The sequence below is a fragment of the Gimesia panareensis genome, assembly GCF_007748155.1.
Lineage (GTDB): Bacteria > Planctomycetota > Planctomycetia > Planctomycetales > Planctomycetaceae > Gimesia > Gimesia panareensis.
In genome coordinates this window covers 1,971,780-1,992,832 of sequence record NZ_CP037421.1, presented here as the reverse complement: position 1 = coordinate 1,992,832, position 21,053 = coordinate 1,971,780, and the positions used below count along the sequence as shown (strand labels likewise).

Here is a 21,053-nt window from a genome sequence, read left to right as displayed (position 1 = left end):
TCGAATGTGATTCGTACTTTGCCAGCCGGAAAGACTGATTAGCCGCAGGGCGTTAGCCCCGGTTGAAACGACTTTGGTATATACCATCCGAATTAAGAAACGCTATCTGGCCCCGGTTCCTCCCATTTACATAGACGCATTCTATTTAAGAAACACGACCTGGTATTACTCCGGCGGTTGTGTCACTGATTCAAAAGTCTTCCCAATCACCAGTCGATCCAGAAACAGAGAATCGCTGACTTCCGTGTACTGTCCGATCCGCACGCCCACAGCATTGATCGATTCCAAACACTTCCCCGCAAAAGTATAGTGCACTCTCACATCGGGGGTCTCGCTGCGTTCACCAGTTGGATTGATCCATAGCGAAAGATAATCCGGATGCCCCGTTTTACCATGAAAACTCAGACGTCCGACCAGCAGATTCGTCTGGTTGTTGATCGGCTGTTCCAGAAACCTTTCGTTTTTCACGCTGAAACGTGCAAACCACTTTCCTTCTTTGATCCCAACTGTCGGCACCCGCGAATGACTGGTCCCCATCCCTCCCAGTGATTCGTCAAACCAGAGTCCAAAAAAATCGTCTTCATCCAGCCCTTCATACTTCACGAGCAGACTGAAATAAAATTCTTCGGGGAGCGGCTCTGCCAGTTTGCGGGCCATCCGATGCGCCAGCGAAGGATAGGCATGATGATGACCGCGGGACTGCAGCACCATCGGCCCTCCCTCCAGGCCTCCCCACTGCATCCGCTGTTCGGGAACCATCAGCCGCGTAAAATTCGGATCGGCCCACCAGCCCTCATGACTGAAGCCCACGCCCCCCGTCTGTTCTGACAACGAAGTCGCCCGGTACTCGAATGCTTCCCCTGCCAGAATGTTTTTGGGTAATGCCGTGTTGATGTGCAGCAGCGCAAATTCATTGAAGGGTGCTTCCGCTTCAAAGGGAACCGCTTCCAACGGCGGATAGTTTCCTGATTTCGCTGCGACCAGCTGCTCGGGAGTGGGCACATCCGCAAACTTGGTCGGCGTCACCCGGATGTCAGCCCCCTGCGTATTCCCGCGCGTGAACAACACTGCCTGACTCGCTTTCAAGATGCGGGGCTGCTCTGCCTGAGCCTTGGGTTTGATATCGACCTCCCCCTCAAACACATGCACTTCGGCTTTCCCGAACGGATCGACGACCGTCCCGAACCGCGTCCCCTGATCGACAATCTCCATCTTCGGCGTATCGACGGTAAAGCCATGCGCTTCGTCAGGCACATAGGCAGCCAGCTTGCCATAATTCAACTTCGCATTCAGGGACGAACGCAGTTCGATCTGCGCGGGACCTTCCAGCACCACCCCCGCTCCGCTTTCAAAGCGAATCCGGGCAATCCCCGACTTCAGCCATAACTGTTTTCCCGCAGCAAACCGGGTTCCGTAAGCGATGTCGTCCCCCAGCTCCTCGTCTTCCCAGACCGCATCCTCCGTATCCAGCAGCATCCCCACAAACTTAACGGCGGGCAGTTCGAGCAACCGTCTGGGCGTGTTGACCACAGACTCTTCAGGCAATTCACTTTGCTCACGATTCTGCAACCAGAAAGCGCCTCCCACCAGCAACAGCAGTACGACGACCACAGATACCTGCGCCAGATAACCGAAGCCACTCCCCGCGGCTCCCGCAGCCGTGGCTTTCACCACCACTGGCGCGTCCTCAGTGACCGCATCCGCTTCCAGCGTCTCCAGGCTGATCCCGTCCGGCACCGCCGCATACAGATTCGTGCTCAAGAGCTGATCCAGGTGCAGCTGGTCCGCGTATTCGTCGATCAACTCCGGATGCGCATTGAGAATCTCGGTCAGCCGCGCATCCTCGTCGGTCGTCAGCTCATCCGCCATTAACCGGCTGGTCAGCGTCGCCAGTTCATTCCGCAAAGTTTCGTCGGGTGAATTCATGTCTGCGCCTCCCGGGCCATCGTCTTCTGGATGCACTCCATCAGCGTTTTGCGAATGCGATAGAGCGTCATCGAAACCGCATCCGCCGACCGCCCCTCATCCGCAGCGATCTGATTCACGGGCACCGCATCCCGGTACCGGCTCTCCACCAGTTGTCGATGCGAACTCGGCAGCTTTTCCATACAGTGCGTCAGTGCCTCCGCATGCGATTTCGCCTCGACTGCCCGCCGCGTCGTCGCAGCCGCGATCTGTTCCAGCGTCCGTTCTTCCAGCACCGCCTGCCCGTCGTTCCGCACCCGTTTGAAAAAGGCCAGCGCCTGCAGCTGAGCAATCCGGCACGCCCAGGGCAGAAACGCCCGCGCCCGGTCATACTCATCCCGTTTTCGCCACAGAACGGTATTCGTCTCCTGCAGCACATCATCCACATCAGCCGCCCGACGAATCAGCGCCACCAGCAGCCCCCGTAACACAGGCTGGCTCCCGGCAATCAACGCCACATATTCCTCATCCAGATCACGATTCGTCAAAACAAAGGCCCTTCCGCGCGCAAGTCAGGTCAGTCCAAAACATCCTGTATCAGTTCATTAGATCAACGATCCCCAATCTAACGCAGTTTCTGATAAAAAGATATTTCTTCATCAAAACGACAGGAACAAAATAAACATAAAGCACTGCATTTATTGAACATGCGCAAAACCAACGGGTAAGCCCGAATAAAAATCGGGCCGAGCGCAGCGAGCAGGAAACTGACAGAGATACCACCCAACTGAGAAAGACCGCTACTCACCTCAAACGTAGGGGCGGCGCCCACGTGCCCGCCCGCCTGGCGACAGACAAGTTCATTTACCCGCCCATTGGAACCAGATCAAAGTAATCCAACCTGCACCAGCAAATTTTTCGTGCCTTTCGTGGTAATCCCGTATGAAACAAGGCAACTGAAAACATTTTATACTATTGTATACATACCCTGTCTGCTTTAATATTGATTTCCCAAACTTCAATTCTGTTTCTGGAACTGATTCCGACTTAAATATTAAACTCTTAATCCCTGGCAAAAATAGTAATGGCGAAGCAAAAAACAGATCCAGGTTACTGTAACATCTCTTCTGTAAATTATCTGTGTGGCGGAGTGGTGCTTGTTATTTGAGCGTAGCGAAAATAACAAGCACCACTCCGGCGAGCCCTTGAAAGGGTGGGCCAGATCGGTTTCTTTTTAATGTTTTCCACAACAGAAAAGGAACTCCAACCATGGCCCACCAACAACAATCTAACAACATTCTCGACGCTGTCCAGCTCCTGGCCGATCATGGATTCGATGAAATGTCGCAAGCACTCCAGATCCTGTTCAACGAAGCGATGAAGCTGGAACGTTCCGAATACCTCGGTGCCGAACCGTATCAACGCAGCGTAACGCGCCGTTCTTATGCCAACGGGTTTCAAGCCGAAATCAATTCCAAAGTCGCCTCGGAAAGCTGGAACTGCAGGTGCCCCAGACACGCGACGGCGACTTTTATCCCTCTGCACTGGAGCGCGGCGAACGGAGTTGAACGCGCACTGAAGCTGGCAATCGCTGAAATGTATGTTCAAGGCGTCTCTACCCGTAAGGTCGCCAAAATCACCACCGAACTCTGTGGCTTTGATGTCACCAGTACACAGGTCAGTCGGGCAGCGAAACTGCTCGACGAAGAGCTGGAAACGTGGCGTAATCGACCGCTGGGGCAGGTGGAATACCTGATCCTCGACGCCCGCTATGAAAAAGTTCGCGTGGAGGGCAGCGTGCGGGACTGTGCCGTGCTGATTGCGATCGGCGTCCTGGCCAGCGGTCACCGGAGCGTGCTCGGAGTGTCTGTGTCGCTCTCCGAAGCCGAAGTCCATTGGCGTGAATTCCTGGGTTCACTCAACCAGCGCGGCCTGCATGGCGTGAAGCTGATCGTCAGTGATGCACACGAAGGCCTGAAAGCGGCACGACAGAACATGCTTGCTGGAACGCCCTGGCAGCGTTGCCAGTTCCATTTGATGCAAAACGCGATGCAATACGTTCCCAAGGTTCATTTGCGCAAACAGGTGAGCGAAGAATTACGCAATATCTTTAATGCCAGAGACCTGGATGATGCGCTGAATGAACTGAAACGGTTCGTTTCCACTCATGAAAAAACAGCTCCGAAACTGGCGAGTTGGGCGGAAGAAAACATCCCGGAAGGACTGACCGTATTCACCATCCCTGCCGGTCATCGCAAGCGGATGCGAACCACAAACATGCTGGAACGGCAGAATAAGGAATTAAAACGGCGTACCCGCGTAGCGGGACTGTTTCCCAATGAGGAGTCGTTGCTGAGGCTGGTGACCGCGGTCCTGGTGGAACTCAGCGACGACTGGGAAACCGGCATGAGATACCTGACAATTTAATGCTGATCACAGAGACCGAAGGCCCCGGAAATTTACAGAATGTTTGTTGCTTTATCAGATCCAGCTCTACTGGAACTTCAAAAACTAATTCCACCACTTCAGCCTGTAGAAGAAGGAGAAGTAAACTGGCAACAACTCGAAGAAAGTACGGGCCTTCAATTTCCAGCAAGCTTTAAAGACTTTATCTCTGTTTATGGAAGTTCTATCTGGTTTGACACTTATTCACTTTTTTTCACCCTTGCCCATTCATCAGAAGAGATTGAAGAATATCAAACTACGCTCCAGGAGAAGTTGGACGATATCCGGTTTGATATGGTCGATGGAGAAACAAGAGAGGAACTGGAGTACGGAATCAGTCCAACCGGACCAGGACTCCTCCCGTTTATGATTGACTATAATGGCTGTACTTATTTATGGCTCATGTCGGGAGATGATCCAGATCAATGGCCTGTGCTGAGCTGGGAAATGGGACCGACTTATCAAATTGGACCGTTATCCCTGGCAGAAATGTTTCTAGGCTGGTTAAAAAGAGAAGAACCAATGTTGTCAATATGGGGTAATTCCTCAGAGTCGGAATTCGCAAAGCAACCGCTGAAACGGAGATAAAAAGTTATGGGAAAACTACTCTCATGAATAAAGCCTCTGCTTTAGAAGAACTGAAAATACTCTGCCCTCCCCTGAACCCTGTACAAAAGGGAAAAGTAGACTGGGACAAACTGGAAAAGGCTGTTGGTTTTTCTTATCCCACCAGTTTTAAAAACTTCATCTCTGTCTATGGCAGTTCTATCTGGTTCGACACTTACTATCTGCTTTACACTGAAGCCTGTACTCAAGACGAAATAAATTCTTATAGAAAACAACGACAGACGCAACTCGATGATATCCGCTTTGATATGTACGATGGTGAAACCATGGAAGAACTGGATTATGCTATCGGTCCATCCAACCCCGGGTTATTCCCGTTTATTAATGATTTTAATGGTTATACATACTTGTGGGTGATGTCAGATGATGATCCAGATCAATGGTCTGTTCTACAATGGAAAATGGGCCCAACAATTGACCTGGGGCCTCTGTCTGTGGCGGAAATGTTTCTTCGCTGGTTAAAGCGAGAGGAACCCATGTTCTCAGCGTGGGGAGACTCAGAAGAATCAGACTTTGCTAAACGACCATTGAGCAGATAACTGATCACATTGATTCAAGTTGTGATTAAATAACCTGAAAACACATCAGGGTATTCAGATGAAATATGGGATTAAGACTTTTAGCTACAACAACTGTAACCTCTTTATCGAGTGTGCCGTTGACCAACTATCGAAAGCTCTAGCGACCATCCCACCTTATACTCAGATGTCTGAGAATGTACATCAGACGGGGATTAAAACAACTGATGACATGGTATTTGCAGTTGAAGTGAAGGGGCTTGAATGGTCAGTCATTCCCCTACCCCCAGCCCAGATCAGACAATCGCATTGGCTAGCCAGACGCTTAACCAAAATATTAGACTCGAAAATCGTCGCATACCAGGTGACATACCCCGACAAGAGTGTCGAATATGCTCTTTACCAGCAAGGCGAAGAAACCCACTCATTTCAGTATAGTCGCTTATTCCGTTCTTATTTTGGATTCCAGAAGAAATCAGATCAAAAAGATTCCGAACGAAAACCCTGGGGATGGGTCAGAACATTCTTTGAGAGACAGAAGATTGCAGATTTACAAATCGAACGAGATCAGATCGTTCGATTTCTGGAACAATCTGACTCAATTGTAGAAGAGCCAGCTAAACTGAATAAGCAGATCACACGAATCGATGCCGTTTATTGGGAAGCCTCTTGAATTCTTCAACCAGCGGGTAAGCCCGAATAAAATTCGGGCCGAGCGCAGCGAGCAGGAAACTGACAGTGTTGCACGCAACAAATAAACTGCTCGTCTGCTCTCAAGACCGTCCTTGACCGAGGTCGGAAACAGAAATACCAGATCGTACCTCCCCCCTGTCAATTTCCTGTTGCCTCCGGCAATACCGGATTACATCCGGTACCACCCACTTTCTCTTCCGTACTCCTGCCAGAACCCTTTTCGTGTCTTTCGTGCCTTTCGTGGTAGAAAAAATCCCAAACCTTTCGCAGTAGTAATTTTCGAGCCCTTCGTGGTCCCTACCGCCCGTCATAACCAAACACCCCGATCACCCGCACCGGCTTCCCTTCCGCCTGCAACCGAATCCGATGCTTCCCGAACGGCAATCCCAACACCCCGCGACGGTTCTCAATAAAATGCGTTCGCTCCTGCGAATCGGTAAACGGCTGATTCGTCGGCTGCGACCAGGCCGGCTTGCCGTCCACCTCTGCGACCAGCGTCCCTCCGGCCGGATCATCCAGCCAGGCAATCGACAGCTCATCTGCCTCCACTTCGATCTCCAGTGTCTCTCCCGGCTGCAGATGGAACGCCTTTTCCCCATACGGTGTCCCCCACTTCGACTCGAACTCCTCTACCACAGACTTCCCCTGCCAACCCTTCGCATCCGCGCCATAGAAACGACGCTTCAATCCCACCTTGCAATCCACGGCACTCAGCCGCGCACTCGGATTCAGAATCTCGATGATGTGCCGATCCCCGCGCGCGAGGTGTCCGTGCACGAACGTCGAATTCCGCGGATTGGGTCGCGTATAACTGGTCCGCCCATGCCCTGCGTGCTCTGCCGGCTGACCGTCGATCAGCAGCTGCATCATCTCCCGTTTGTTATCCGCCCAGAGATTGAAAGCGGCGTCTTCCAGGATCATCATCCGCCCGTCCACAATCCGCGGGCTGTCCTTAGGGAACCGGACCATGGTCCCTTCCCAGTTCCGTGCAAACGCATTCATCCGCACGGGGAGTTGCTTTTGTGGAATTCCCGACCGTATATAATCTGCGGAGTTTATCGCCGGCGTATAAGGTCCAGAGTAAGGTATTTCAAACACCTGCTCCAGCTGTTTAAACCAGAGGTAATGACTGCCAGCTGCGGGATGCCCACCATCGGGGGCCATCGCAAAATAATTGCTGGTCTTTTTCAGGTCGATGATCAGCTGCCCCATGTCGACAAACGGAATTCCGTAATGCTCACACAGCTCCTGCATCGGTCCCGTCATCGAACTGGCAGAACCCTTATCGCGAATCCACATGCACGACACAAATTCCACCCCGGGATAGTGACGCTGGAACCAGCGGACCGCTCCCTCATAAGCGGCGATTTCATCCGGCCGGTCAATATGCTCATTGTGACCATGCCCGAAGATCACCAGGTCCGGCCCCGGTTTCTTTCCGTTCTCAAACAGCGCGGGATACAGTTCGGACCACGACTTGCCTGACGGGTGTCCGTTAGTCCCGGGATCGGGCGGCAGCTCAAACGCCGCGTATTCTCTGAAGCCGCTGTGCGACTCGCCAATCGACGAACCATCGCAGGCCATCACGTTGAGCAGCATCTTCTCAACCGGATAGTGAAACTTCCGCAGCAGTTCCCGCCGCAGTCGTCCCGTATACATGAAATAGTGCTGCGACCAGCCCACATAATCCTGCAGATCGGGTCGCCCCATCCGCTCTGCGATCAGCTTTTTCATCGACTCCGGCTTACCCGGCCGGGCTTCCACCAGGGGCTCTTTATAATGCGGGCTCGCGGGATCTTCGTCATAAAAATAGAGCCGCGGATTCGCACTCCCCCGGTCGATACTTGACCCCAGCGTCAGGATCGAAATCGGCTGCCCCGTGGTCAGCTTCTGCATCGTACGGGGAATCTTCTGATACAGGTCGGGCAGTGCGCGGGACGCGGTCGGTGCTGTCTTCGCAACAGTTTCCCCTTTGACCAGTGCGGGGGAGTTCACCCAGACCCGCTTGTCAGAATCGTTCACGAATTCCACCAGCACGCCCACCACATTGCGAACGTCAGCATCCGATTCACGCTGCTCTTTAAACCGGGGATCGATCTTGAGTCCGTTCAGCTGCAACTGAAATTCTTTTCCGGTCTCCTCTGACGAAGTTTCCCTCTGCGGCGACCGGACGAGTTCCCCCCGCCCGTGTCTTGTAAACGTCCGCTTGTCGGGCATCCCGAAGTCCGCCGGCGACCATTGCCCGTCGGCACTTTCAATCAGCATCAGGCAGAGCCGCGCCTTGAGTGCCCCGCTCTGTTCCTGAAATCCGTTGACCGACAGACTGACAGTATCGCCGGCCTTGAGCCCCAATTCGGGCAGCGTCGCAAACTGCCAGATCCGTTTACCGGGCTGAATCTCCACCGCTTTCTCCAACGACTCAAGCTTGAGCTTTCCATTTCCATTCCCGCTGATCACATCACCCCAGCGATCCGTATTCCAACAGAGAATCGAGCGTCCCGGTTCAGAACCAGCTGTATTCCGCAATCCAAACTGGGGATTCTGCAGCAGATTAACCGTCGGCAAAGTGTTCTCAGCCAACACGACCGAAAACAGAGAACAGACAAAAACAGACAGAAACAGCAAAGTGATTTTTTTCACGGCAGGACTCACAGGCAGGGGATACAAGATTGGAGATGAGTTTTAGAGACCCAATCAATTAAACTTCCACTATCTTACACTGATTTCTGTTTCGAACTCAAAACCAGTTATGTAGGATCAGAAAAAAACTTCTGAAAGCAGATCATGCTCTATTCACTCGCGGTCATCACCTGTTTTGTTCTTCAGGCAGAGCCGGACACGACACCTCAAGTCAAAGAATTCCCGGCTTATTCCTGTCGGCTCAGGTTACCAGATACATATTTCAAGTGGTCTGACAAAGAGATGCCCCCTGATTTTCTGGCCGAGTGCAATAATGGAACCGGTATCAGCCTGGTGCTCTTAGCACGGGATGCACCGAAGGCTGCCAAACTCGATGATTCCACAATCGATCAGATCCGAAACTCCTATCGGGAAAATGATCCCGTCAAATTCATGAACGGGAAACTCATCGTATTCAAAGATGTCCCCTGCTATCAGTATTTGCTCAAAATCAAAGCTGAGGACTCCTTTACTGTTGTGCGTACTTTTACCGCGCATCAAAAGATCTACACACTGTTCCTGAACCTCCCCAGCGACCAGTTAGACGACAAAGAAAATCGGAACCGGATCTTTGACGCGTTCGAATTCATTGGCGAATCGAAAACGTCAAAGCCCTCGTATAAACCGCCCATCCCGGAAACCAGAAAAAACCCTTACCGATTTTTCACAAGCCTGCTCAAATATTTCTTCGTGATCGTGGGGGCAATCTTCGCCATCGGGCTCTGGTACCGTAACCGGAACCTGAGACAGGATGACGATTTTTAAAACCATAACGGGTAAGCCCGAATGCAATTCGGGCCGAGCGCAGCGAGCAAGAGGTCCCAGCTCACCAGATCAATTCACAACAGAGCAGCCACCTCTATCAACTCCAAAAATGAGGCACGCCCACGCACCGCACAACACTCACACTGCAACCTCCTGTTGCCGGCGGCAATACCGGATTACATCCGGTACCACCCACCTTCTCTCCAGAACTCCCGCCAATAAATTTTTCGTGTCTTTCGTGCTTTTCGTGGTAGAAAAACTTTCGCGTCTTTCGCGGCAGCATCAATTTCGCGTCTTCCGTAGTAGCACGCGTTGCGTATGCGCCAGTACCAGCGGTAGCGCCGCCCGCACCACGGGAAACGTGTGCCCCCCTTTGAGCTCCACATACTGATGCGGGAGCTCCAGCGCAGTCAGCCGATCACGAAAATGCTCGTTCATCGTCCGGTCAAACGCCTGGTCCGCGGTAATAATCAACAGCGATGCCCCGCGCAGCTTCCCCGCCTGATTCAGTGGATTGAACTTGTTCCATTCAACTTCATCCGCACCAAACCGCTCCACGGGCACTTTATACGATTGCCCCGTTGGCAGACCATTACGGGGAAAGTCGAGCAAACCAATGATCGAGCTCACCGCCGCAAACCGACCGGGATGCCGTTCGGCAAACCGCACACAGCCAAACCCGCCCATCGACCAGCCCGCGATCGCCCACTGCTGCCCCTGTTCGGGCAGGTCATACGCATTCGCCACCTGCGCCAGCACCTCTTCCAGGTACGTCTCGTACACATCCTGTTGGCGCACAGGAGAATTGAGATACCAGCCGTCATCGCCGTCCGGCAGAATGACAAACAGCCCCGATTCCAGCAGCTGCTGACGAATCATTTTGTCATCCACCAGCGACCGCTCATGCCGCCCCCGCCCATGCAGAATGACCAGCGTCCGCCGCTCCGCAGGTTTGATCGACCGCCAGTTTTCCGGCAGCACAATCACCGCCCGCTTCCGCTTTTTAAGATTCGCACTCTCAAACGAAACCGCCTCCACCCGCGGAAAGAGTTCCTCGGTCTCCAACCCTGCTGCAGAACCAGCGGCAACGGTAAAGCTCCCCGACATCACCAGCCCCCAGACCACAAGCATTCGCACAAACTTCCGAGTTTCCATCGTATTTTCTTCCTGCTGATATCGACTCCCGGGTGCCACTGTCGGCTTGTCCGACAGTGTTTAAAACGTCCCTGACAAATCTAATATCAGGAACCAGTTTAAACATCATGGGTGAGCCCGAATAAAATTCGGGCCGAGCGCAGCGAGCAAGAGGTCGCAGCTCACCAGATCGATTCACAACAGAGAAACCCACTTGTCTGATAAAAGAGCTTGAGGAACACATACTCTCCACATTGTCAGCGCTGCAACCTCCTGTTGCCTGCGGCAATACCGGATTGCATCCGGTACCACCCCTGGTTCGTTTTTCTTTTATTTGTACCCCTTTTTATCTTCAACAATTCCCCCTGTTCTTTTCGTGTCTTTCGTGATTTTCGTGGTAGTAAAAATCGTATCTTGAATTCCCAATTCAATACACCCGGATCTCACAAACCCGGGCCTGCTCCGCACCATTCGTTCCCGTCACCACCAACCGTAGTTGAGACACACCTGCCACCCCCACCCCATGCACCCGGCGGCGCTGCCAGTTCCCCTCCACAGTCACCACGGTCTGCCAGTCGTGCCCGTCAAACACCTCAATCAAATAATCCCGCACCGTTTCCGGCTGCGCCTGCCCCCACAGCATCCGCGACGTATACCCGTCATGCTGGCTCAGCGTCAGATGCCGATGCAGGCCCGTATCGAAAATCAGCTGAACCTCACGCACCGCGATCGGCGTCTCCCACTCCAGCAGCAGCGTCGCCGGAAGTCCTGCAGCCGGATCCGACATCCAGCGATGACCGCCCGGCACAGCCCGCTCGGGTGGTGCGCCCCGTTCTCCCTGCACACTCCGCGTCTGCCCCGAAACCACTTCAGTCGCCCCGAATCCCGACTGCTCACTGCTGGCAGATATCCGGGCCGTCCGCGCGAGGTCATTCTCATCTGCACTGCGAATTCCCACCAGGTACGCATCATCGCGTAACAGCCGCTGCTGAATCTCCGCCAGCACCCCGGCATGGGAACTCAACTCCGCGGGACTTAACTTTCGCTGCACCGCGTACGCCGCCGCGGTCCCCACTCCCTGCCCGATCACCGCGCAGGTCGCCATCACACGGGTCGACGAAAACGCCACGTGCGTCGCCGAAAGATTCCGCCCCGCAAACATCAGGTTACTCCGGTTCCCCGAAACACAGGCCGACAGCGGCACATTATAGAGATGCGGCACCGGATGCTGTCGGCACGGCTCTTCCTCCGCCGCGTCGATTCCCGCGGGAGGATGCAGATCCAGCGACCAGCCGCCATAGGCAATCGCATCCGGAAAATCACGGGACGTGAGCAGATCCTGCTCCGTCAACACATGCTGTCCGATGAACCGCCGACTCTCCCGCTTGCCCGGCAGAAAACCGAACCAGTCCAGCGCCCAGTGAGCCGCTTCGAAAGGATCGTCCCCCGCTGGTGTGCCCGGCGGTCCGTTCTTCACGTGATCCCAGATCCCCAGCACAATCGCCAGCAGTTCGTCGCGGATCGTTTCATTCTCCTTGATCGTATCCAGCGTGCCTCCCCACTCGGCCCACCAGTAACCATACTCGTGCGTCGGCTCCTCTTCGCCGGGCGTCGCGTACAGCCGCAGCTTGAGTTCGTCTTTGGTGAATCGACGTGCCCAGTCGGGAGCCACAAACGGCATCGGCCGCGCATGACGGCGAGCCTGCATCAGAATGGTCGATCCCAGTCGCTCGTTGTCCGCCTGAGCGGGAGCCAGCATTTCCCGATAATCATCCTGCCCTTCGCGGCCCTCCATGAACAGCACCCCGGCTTCCGCCGCCAGACGACCATCGCCGGTACAGTCGATGAAAATCGACGCATCAATCGTAAAGCGGTCTTCCGTACTCTGCCGTTCGGCGATCGCCTGCGTGATCCGGTCTCCTTCCAGTTGCACTCCTGTCACACAGGTATTCAGCAGCAACGTTAGATTCGGTTCGGCCCGGCACTTCTCATACAGAATCAGATCAAACATCGAGGGCGACCGCTGCGGATTCCGCACGCAGTTCTCCAGCCGCAACTCTTCGATGATTCCTCCTTCGCGGGCTTCGGTCTCCAGTTCCGCTCCCCGATCGAAGTGCCCCGTGCCGTTCGCCCCGACGATATGCATCCGCACTTCACTCGACGCATTCCCGCCCAGCACCCCGCGATCCTGGCAGAGAATCACGCGTGCCCCGCACCGCGCCGCCGCAATCGCACAGCAGCAACCCGCCATGCCGCCCCCGGCCACGAGGATCTCAGTCTCCAGAAAATGCGGTTCCAGTATCGACATCGTAAATTTCATCCTTTGAATTTGACACACCCATTAAATGCCATATAATAATAGAGAATTGTCATTATTCAAGATTTTTTCCCCAAAACAAGACACTGTAATGACACTTATCAACAAAGAATCGCCCAACTCACTGGCCCTGGATCTCTCCGAACGCATTCGGCATCGCATCCAGTCCGCCGAGTTCACCGACGGTGATTTCTTTCTCACGGAAGCCGAACTGGCTGAAGAATACAACGTCTCCCGGCGGATTGCCCGCGAAGCCGTCAACCGGCTCTGTGCCCTGGGTCTGCTCGAAGGCCGCAAGCGAAAAGGGCTGATTGTCCGCCACCCCGACCCGGTCGAAGTCTGGGCCAACTGCCTCCCCTCGCTGGCGCGGTCACCGGAAAAACTGGCCGACCTGGCCCACTTCCGTTATGCCCTGGAAGTGGGTGCCATTGAACTGGCCATCAAAAATGCCAGCGAGGAACAGATTACACAGTTGGCGGCACTCGCGGAAGAATTCCAGCAGACCGCCAGTTCTCCCGAAGATCGGCCCCGACGCATCGAGGTCGAGCGACAGTTCCACGGCCTGATCCTGGCAATGTCCGGCTCCCCGATCATTGCCGACATGCAAAAGCTGCTGGCGACCCTGTTTGAAAATTCCTACCCCGCCCGGGAAACACCTGTCCTGGCCGAGGAAACCAACCAGCGCATTATCTGGCAGCATTTTGAACTGGTCGACGCCATCAAAGACCGCGACGTCGAACGGGCCCGCTCCGTACTGCGCTCGCATCTGAAATACCTGTTACTCATACCACCGGAAACCACCTGAAACTTTTTCTGACGAGGTTCGACAACATGCAGCAACTCGCCCCCTCATTCCTGACCGTCCTGACCCTGCTCGGCAGTCTGTTGACGTCCCCTGCATTACTGTCTGCAGGCAGCGACAGTGATCTGCCCGCAGTCGAAGTCACGAATGTTCGCCAGGTCTTCGATAACGGCGAACACAATGCCTTCACCGACATGATTGAATTCAAAGGCAAGTACTATCTCACCTTCCGCACCTGCCCGGGCGGCCACATGCTGTTTCCGACCTCCCGCATTCTGATCATGCAGAGCGACGACACCAAAACGTGGAAACAGGTCGATGAATTCTCCGTCCCTAAACGCGATGTCCGCGATCCGCACTTCCTGATCTTCAAAGACAAACTCTTCGTCTACACCGGCACCTGGTATTGCGGCGACTCCGCTCCCAAAACCCGCACCATCAACGAACACCTGGGCTACGCCGTCTGGTCGGCCGACGGGGAAAAATGGTCGAAGCCGATCATGCTCGAAGGCACCTACGGCCATTACATCTGGCGGGCCGCCGCCTATGACGGCAAAGCCTATCTCTGCGGACGCCGCATCCGCCACTTCGCCAAAGATGACCAGGGACGCGAACTGATCGAAACCGCCATCCTGGAAAGCGACGACGGCCTGGTCTGGAAAACCGCCAGCCTGTTCAACGAACGCCAGGGGGATGAAACCGCCTTCCTGTTCGAAAAGAACGGCGACCTGCTGGCCATCGGTCGCAGCGGATCCAACCCCGCCTGGGTCATGCGTTCCCGGCCTCCCTTCGACCACTGGGACCGTCAACAGCTCGACCGCTATATCGGCGGCCCCCTGCTCGCCAAATGGGGCGACCGCTACGTCGTCGGCGGACGTCAGCGTAAGAACGGCAAGTATGTCACTTCGCTCTACTGGTTCAAAGACAATCAGCTGCACGAATTCGCCACGCTCCCCAGTGGCGGCGACAACTCGTACCCGGGTATCCTCGTCCTCTCGCCGGACCACGCCGTGATTTCCTGGTACTCCAGCCACGAAAAAGACAAGAACGGAAAAACAATCACAGCGATCTACATGGCCGATCTGAAACTGAAGGAACACAAATAAACCGCCTGCAACTGAGTGAAGGATACTCGCCATGCAACTCAACCAGCTTGAAACCGGCGTGCTGTTTCGCAACAGCATGCCGCATGTGAAAAGTGTGCACGCTTACTTTCCCTCGGTCGCCGTCCTGTCCGACGGTTCGCTGCTGGGGCTGTTTTCACTGGGCGAAGCATTTGAAGCCGTCAACCTGCAACTGCACTGGTCCCGGTCTATCGACCAGGGGCAGACCTGGCATTACCAGGGACAACTTAACCCCGCGACTCCCGATCGCCTGACATCGACCTTCGGCCGCGTGACCACCACGCCGGACTGGGAACTGCTGGCGAACCTGATCCGTTACGACCGCAGTGCACATCCCGACGAAGGACTGAGCAACCCCGACACACTGGGCCTGGTGCCGGCAGAACTGTTACTGATGCGTTCCGGCGATCGGGGAAAAACCTGGAACGAACCGGAAGCGGTGACACCTCCCCTGGTCGGCCCCGCGTTCGAGATGTGCAGCCCCATCACGGTCCTGCGGGATGGTCGCTGGCTCTGGCCAACATCCACCTGGCGCGGCTGGGACGGTGAACTACCCAACGGCAACCGGATGCTGGCACTGGTCTCGCATGATCAGGGACAGAGCTGGAACGAATCTCTCGACATCATGCACAGCCCCGACGATCATTTGATCTTCTGGGAATCCAAGGTCCTCGAACTGCCTGACGGACGCCTGCTGGCAGTCGCCTGGTGTTACGATGAAGCAGCTGGCACAGATCGCCCCAATCATTTTTCTTTCAGCACTGACGGAGGCGCCAGCTGGTCGACCCACGCCTCGACCGGACTGTCTGGCCAGACGCTGACCCCACACATCCTGAATGATGGCAGCCTGCTCTGCGTCTATCGACGTCTCGATGAGCCGGGCCTGTGGGCCTGTCATGCCCGGCTCAACGAGCACGGCCAATGGGAGAACCAGGACCAGCTGCCGTTGTGGGGTACACACTCCTCCGCAGGCACGACACGGACAGGTGAGAATATGTCGGAAAATTTTGCGGCCCTCAAATTCGGGGCGCCACATATCGTACGACTCTCCGACGGCCAACTGTTTGTCTCCTTCTGGTGCTACGAACAGAACGTCAGCCTGATCCGCTGGTTTAAATTCACAGTGAGTTAATGTGAATCTTTCCCGCAAATGAGTGACAAACCATGCGTGATGGTTTACCATAAACACATCAACCCACGCCGATATTCACACCCAATCAGTCGCTCAGAGGCGCCCCATGAAGATCCCGCCGGTTTTCCTCATTCTGTTTCTCTTTACCTTCGCACCTGACTTCACCCAGGCCGACTGGCCGCAGTTTCGTGGCGATGCCGCCCGCAGCGGATCGACAACCGAACCGCTCCCCAACCGCATGGAACTGCAGTGGACATTTCGCACTCCCCAGCCTCCCACTCCTGCCTGGCCCACGCATACCCGCATTACCTTTGACGAAGTCTTTCAGCCGATCGTCGTGAATCAAACGGTCCTGTTCGGCAGTTCGACCGACGACCAGTTGTATGCCCTTGATCTGAAAACCGGTCAGCTCAAGTGGAAATTCTTTACCGAAGGGCCGATCCGGTTTGCCCCCGCCGCCTGGAAAGATCGCGTCTTTGTCGCCAGCGATGACGGCTGCCTGTATGCCCTGAACGTGGCAGACGGTTCGCTGCTCTGGAAAAAACGGGGCGGCCCCGAACGCAAATTCATCATGGGCAACGATCGGCTGATTTCACACTGGCCCGCGCGAGGCGGCCCGGTCGTCCTCGGCGATCAGGTCTACTTTGCAGCCGGGGTCTGGCCTTCCGACGGCGTTTATCTGTATGCGATCAATGCCGAAACAGGAGACGTCGTCTGGAGCAATCAGAACTCCGGACAACTGCTCATGAACCAGCCGCATGGAGGCGCGAGTGCCAAAAGTGGTGTTTCCTCTCAGGGTTATCTCGCTGCCAGTCCGGACCAGATCTTCATGCCCACCGGCCGCGCCGTCCCCGCCGCCTTTGATCGGGCGACCGGCGCCTTTCGCTACTATCATCTGCAGAAAAATCAGCAGCGCGGCAGTTCGGAAGTCAGACTCGCCGACCGGTTCTTCGCGAACGCGGGCTGCCTGTTCGATCAACTGACAGGCGATCTGGCACAACAGACCGGCACCGGCCCCCTCGCCGCGACTCCCCAGGGCGTTCTCCGCGGCAGTGGGCAGTCACTGATTTACAGCACGTGGACCGACACTAAAACCAACGACCGCAAAGGGAAACCGATCTCGATCAGAAGCCTGAAAGAAAAGCGGCTCATCCCCCTGGATTATACGATCACCGACGTCATCATCGCCGGTAATGACGCGTACTGTGGTTCGCACAACAAGGTCACCGGCGTCGACTTCAAAGGCCAGGCCAATACCTGGTGGTCGCATGAAATCGAAGGCACTGTCCGCGGTCTGGCAGCCTCAGATGAATGCCTCATCGCCAGCACCGACAAAGGGGTGATCTGCTGTTTTGCTGATGCAGAACTACCAGAGACAGTCAATCAGAAACCGCAAACTCCTCAGCCGACCAATCCGCTTGATCAGCGGGCCGCGAAAGCGATCTGTGACAAAACCGATGTCAACACCGGCATCTGTGTCGACCTGGGCGCTGAAAACGCCGACCTCGCTCTCGAACTGGCCCGTCAGTCCGACTTTCAGATTTATGTCGTCATGGCAGATCCTGACAAAGCCCAACAGGCACGCGAACGCCTCGCACAGGTGGGTCTCTACGGTTCGCGGGTCGCCGTGCATGTCGCTGATCCCGAACACCTGCCTTATTCGAAAAACTTCGCCAATCTAGTGATCTGCTCTGCCTCACTGGAACGGGAAATGAGCCCGGCACTACTGCAGGAAGCCCGCCGGATTCAACGCCCCTTCGGCGGTCAATTCTGCTGGGGTCCCGTTGAGAACCTGCAACTGGAAACCAAAGCCGATCTCAAAGGAGCGGGCAGTTGGACGCACCAGTACTCCAACTCCACCAACACGGTGAATTCCAACGATGAAATCGTCAAAGGCCCGCTGCGGATGTACTGGTATCGCGATGTCGATTTTCAAATTCCCAACCGGCACGGACAGGGACCGGCCCCGCTGGTGAATCGGGGCGTCATGGTCGTCGGCGGCCTGCACGGTCTGTGTGGACTCGACGCCTACAACGGGCATACGCTCTGGAAATATCAGCTCCGAAATAACCTGACCGACATGAACGGCATCCATCACGATGTCAGTACGGCCGAGGTCGGCAGCAACTTCTGCCTCGGTGGGGATTATGCCTTCGTCTGCAAAGACACCTTCTGCCATCAGATCGAACTGAAAACGGGTAAGCTGGTCCGCAAAATCTCCACCCCCGTCAGCCGCGATGATCCCAACCAGAACTGGGGCTATCTTGGCTACCATGACGGCGTCATCTACGGCACCGTCAGCAACGATGCCCACCACACCAGCCCCCGCTATAAAAACATCAGCCTCCGTAATGAATCGGTGCTGTTCTTCGCCATTGATGCCAAAACGGGCAATATTCTCTGGACCTACCAGCCCGAGTATTCGATCCGCAACAACGCAATCACCATTGGCAACGACAGCGTCTATCTCGTCGATCGCGAAATTGCGAAAGCCGACGCCGTCAAAGAGGCCCGCCGCAACGGTCGCCCCAATCCCCCCTCTCCGGAAGACGCCCATCGCAAAGGCAAGCTGAAAGCCTTTCAGGCGAAAACAGGAAAGGACCTCTGGGAAGACAAAGAGGACATCTTCGGAACCCAGCTGGCAGTCTCGGAAGAAAATGACATCCTGCTGATGTTCTACCAGGGCATCCGGCACAAATTCTTCCGGCTCCCTTCCGAAGTCGGCGGACGGATCGCTGCCGTGGATACGAAAACGGGAAAACGGATCTGGGATATCAAAGCGGAATATCAGTCCCACCCGATCATTAACGGCGACAAAATCTTTGCCCAGGGGGGTGCCTGGGAACTGAAATCCGGAAAGCCGATCCCCTTCACTTTCGAACGCTCCTATGGCTGCGGTCAGATCTCCGCCAGCAAACACCTGATGGTCTTCCGCTCCGCCACACTCGGGTACGTTGACCTGACCCGCAAAGCCGGCGTCGAAAACTTCGGCGGCATCCGCCTGGGCTGTTACATCAATGCCATCCCGGCCGGAGGCCTGGTCCTGGTCCCCGACGGCTCGTCCCAGTGCAACTGTTCCTACCAGATGCAGGCCTGGTTCGCCCTGGAAGGGAGCGAATGAGCTGCGGGCATTCTACATGCATGTAAGTTCACACTCTGTCGATTAATTAAAATTCATCATAAAAACCGGTAGTCATTGCCCCGGCACTCCGTTAATTCCTGCATCGGGCCTTTTTCTAAGCAATTCCGTAGCTGTGATTGCAGAAATCGTGCTGAATCGAGACAATTCATTCAAAACGGGAGAGCTATGCTGATGAAATATCTCATTGCGTTCGTCGCCATCGCCGGGCTAATCACCACCGGAGTCTCATCTCAACAGCCGCGTGGCAGAGGAGACCATGGTTGCCAGCAGGGAGGAGGCCCCCCGCCTGATCCCTACATGGTCCTGTTCGATACCGATCAGGATGGCCGTATCTCCTCGGAGGAAATGGATCAGTCTGCAGTCGCCCTGAAAAAGCTCGACCGGAACCAGGACGGCAGCCTGACCCGGGAAGAACTTCCCCGCCCACCCCGACCTGATGACGAACGGGGCCGACGCGACGACCGCCACGGGCCTCCCCCCGGTGATCGCCCCGGTGATCGCCACGGTGATCGCCACGGTCATCGTGGAGATGACAGGCAGGACCATCGTCATGCAGACGGACCAGGACACCATGAACACCACCGCGGTGGCAGACCAGACCATCGTGACGACCGACGGGGGCCTCATTCCGATCGACAACGTCACGACGACCGTCGCCAGCAGGGACCTCCCCAGAACCGTCCTCCCCGTCCCGAACGCGATCGCTTTCAGGCACCACCTGAGCCTGCTGTCTCTGAAAATGTTCCCGCGGGCACGGTGATCTTTACCGGCGGCTTTGAAACCGATCCCCGCGATCATGGACGCCCCGTGAATCTCATCGCCGCTGCACTGGGAGTGGAACCACAGGTCTTTCGCGATGCCTTCAGCAGGGTTCAACCCGCCCGCAACGGTGCCCCGACTGCAGCCCGGGCCCGCGCCAATAAAGAAGTCCTCATGAACGCCCTGGGGAAATATGGCATCACCAATGATCGGCTGGACGAAGTTTCCAATTACTACCGTTATCAGCCGCACAATGGAGAAGTCTGGAAACGGACTCCTGCCAGAGCAACCGCCATCATTAAAGACGGCACAGTGACCGGCTTCAAAATCACCAGCCCCGGATCCGGTTTTACGACAACCCCGCATGTTACTGTCGCCGGTCACCCGGAACTCCGCGTGACTGCCACGTTGAAATTCAGTCAGGACTTTCAACAGAACGGCAGCATCAACACACTGACCATCGAGTAATCAAAAAAAATCCGCTGATCTCATCCTGTCTCTGCGGGATGCGATCAGCGGATCTGTCTGTTTCAACGTGGAGGCAGACTACTCTGCACTGGCGCCACCAGAGAGCGCATCTGATTTCTGCTTGAACACGTCCAGTTGAGCGTCGATCTTCTCCTTGGCAGCGGAATTCTGGTACATGTCGAGCAGCTTTTTCGCTTCATCCCGCAGCTCAACATAGGGTCCCTGAAACTCGCTGGCATACGCTTCCAGTGACTCCATCAGAATCGAAAGTTTCTGCGCCGCCTGCTTCGGCTCTTTCCTGGCAGCCGCGATGAAATCATCAATCGATTTCTGCGCCACTTCGCTCTGTTCCGAATCGGTTGGAGGAGGCATTGACGGCGGACCGCCACAAGCGGGGAGTGAAACAGTGAAGATGAATAATGCCAGGCAGCAGACCAGTCGTCTGCCCGATGCCATGCTGATTTCCATTTGTCTGAGCCTTTTCCTTCTGAGTTAAAAAAACAGCTCCAATAATAAAAGTCATTGGAGCTGCTGGTTCCTGCG

At 55.3% G+C, this 21,053-nt stretch carries 16 protein-coding genes; 10 read left to right on the top strand and 6 right to left on the bottom strand.

Annotation, left to right across the window (positions count from 1 at the left end; genetic code table 11):
• Positions 1-165: 165 nt before the first annotated feature.
• Both Enr10x_RS07560 and Enr10x_RS07555 read right to left on the bottom strand, forming a co-directional pair.
• The gene (locus Enr10x_RS07560) at positions 166-1,926 is read right to left on the bottom strand and encodes a FecR domain-containing protein (protein ID WP_145448615.1); all 1,761 of its coding nucleotides are present in this window, start codon (positions 1,924-1,926) and stop codon (positions 166-168) included.
• Entirely contained in the window at positions 1,923-2,453 is a 531-nt protein-coding gene (locus tag Enr10x_RS07555) for a sigma-70 family RNA polymerase sigma factor (protein WP_145448614.1), read from the bottom strand. The genes Enr10x_RS07560 and Enr10x_RS07555 overlap by 4 nt, the downstream gene beginning before the upstream one ends.
• A 721-nt stretch (positions 2,454-3,174) precedes the next feature.
• Here Enr10x_RS07555 and Enr10x_RS07550 point away from each other — a divergent pair.
• Genes Enr10x_RS07550 through Enr10x_RS07535 form a run of 4 tightly spaced genes read left to right on the top strand, consistent with a single transcriptional unit; the run spans position 3,175 to position 6,168 of the window.
• Positions 3,175-4,332, top strand: a complete 1,158-nt coding sequence (locus Enr10x_RS07550; protein ID WP_232093022.1) for an IS256 family transposase — start codon at positions 3,175-3,177, stop codon at positions 4,330-4,332.
• A 39-nt stretch (positions 4,333-4,371) separates the two neighbouring features.
• Positions 4,372-4,938, top strand: a complete 567-nt coding sequence (locus Enr10x_RS07545; RefSeq protein WP_145448613.1) for an SMI1/KNR4 family protein — start codon at positions 4,372-4,374, stop codon at positions 4,936-4,938.
• A 23-nt stretch (positions 4,939-4,961) separates the two neighbouring features.
• Positions 4,962-5,516 (top strand): SMI1/KNR4 family protein, encoded by a 555-nt coding sequence (locus Enr10x_RS07540; protein WP_145448612.1) that lies wholly within the window; start codon positions 4,962-4,964, stop codon positions 5,514-5,516.
• Positions 5,517-5,574: 58 nt separating this feature from the next.
• Positions 5,575-6,168, top strand: a complete 594-nt coding sequence (locus tag Enr10x_RS07535; protein WP_145448611.1) for a hypothetical protein — start codon at positions 5,575-5,577, stop codon at positions 6,166-6,168.
• A 317-nt stretch (positions 6,169-6,485) separates the two neighbouring features.
• On the opposite strand, the gene Enr10x_RS07530 is transcribed toward Enr10x_RS07535, so the two are convergent.
• Positions 6,486-8,753: an SGNH/GDSL hydrolase family protein gene (locus Enr10x_RS07530; protein ID WP_145448610.1), complete on the bottom strand. Its 2,268-nt coding sequence runs from the start codon at positions 8,751-8,753 to the stop codon at positions 6,486-6,488.
• A 219-nt stretch (positions 8,754-8,972) separates the two neighbouring features.
• On the opposite strand from Enr10x_RS07530, the gene Enr10x_RS07525 reads away from it, so the two are divergent.
• The gene (locus Enr10x_RS07525) at positions 8,973-9,632 is read left to right on the top strand and encodes a hypothetical protein (RefSeq protein ID WP_145448609.1); all 660 of its coding nucleotides are present in this window, start codon (positions 8,973-8,975) and stop codon (positions 9,630-9,632) included.
• 282 nt (positions 9,633-9,914) lie between these two features.
• Here Enr10x_RS07525 and Enr10x_RS07520 read toward each other — a convergent pair whose 3' ends face one another.
• The gene (locus tag Enr10x_RS07520) at positions 9,915-10,787 is read right to left on the bottom strand and encodes an alpha/beta hydrolase (protein ID WP_145448608.1); all 873 of its coding nucleotides are present in this window, start codon (positions 10,785-10,787) and stop codon (positions 9,915-9,917) included.
• Positions 10,788-11,193: 406 nt separating this feature from the next.
• Positions 11,194-13,074, bottom strand: coding sequence for an FAD-dependent oxidoreductase (locus tag Enr10x_RS07515; protein WP_145448607.1), 1,881 nt, complete (start codon positions 13,072-13,074; stop codon positions 11,194-11,196).
• A gap of 100 nt (positions 13,075-13,174) precedes the next feature.
• Between Enr10x_RS07515 and Enr10x_RS07510 the strand changes: the two genes are divergently transcribed.
• From Enr10x_RS07510 to Enr10x_RS07490, 5 genes are all read left to right on the top strand, one after another.
• The gene (locus Enr10x_RS07510; RefSeq protein ID WP_145448606.1) at positions 13,175-13,888 is read left to right on the top strand and encodes a FadR/GntR family transcriptional regulator; all 714 of its coding nucleotides are present in this window, start codon (positions 13,175-13,177) and stop codon (positions 13,886-13,888) included.
• 26 nt (positions 13,889-13,914) lie between these two features.
• Positions 13,915-14,991, top strand: a complete 1,077-nt coding sequence (locus Enr10x_RS07505; RefSeq protein WP_145448605.1) for a hypothetical protein — start codon at positions 13,915-13,917, stop codon at positions 14,989-14,991.
• Between the two features lie 31 nt (positions 14,992-15,022).
• The gene (locus Enr10x_RS07500) at positions 15,023-16,141 is read left to right on the top strand and encodes a sialidase family protein (protein WP_145448604.1); all 1,119 of its coding nucleotides are present in this window, start codon (positions 15,023-15,025) and stop codon (positions 16,139-16,141) included.
• Positions 16,142-16,247: 106 nt separating this feature from the next.
• Positions 16,248-19,262, top strand: coding sequence for an outer membrane protein assembly factor BamB family protein (locus tag Enr10x_RS07495; protein ID WP_145105736.1), 3,015 nt, complete (start codon positions 16,248-16,250; stop codon positions 19,260-19,262).
• A 192-nt stretch (positions 19,263-19,454) separates the two neighbouring features.
• Positions 19,455-20,510, top strand: a complete 1,056-nt coding sequence (locus Enr10x_RS07490) for a hypothetical protein (protein ID WP_197997510.1) — start codon at positions 19,455-19,457, stop codon at positions 20,508-20,510.
• Positions 20,511-20,588: 78 nt separating this feature from the next.
• Here Enr10x_RS07490 and Enr10x_RS07485 read toward each other — a convergent pair whose 3' ends face one another.
• Positions 20,589-20,966, bottom strand: a complete 378-nt coding sequence (locus Enr10x_RS07485; protein WP_145105733.1) for a hypothetical protein — start codon at positions 20,964-20,966, stop codon at positions 20,589-20,591.
• Positions 20,967-21,053: the final 87 nt, after the last annotated feature.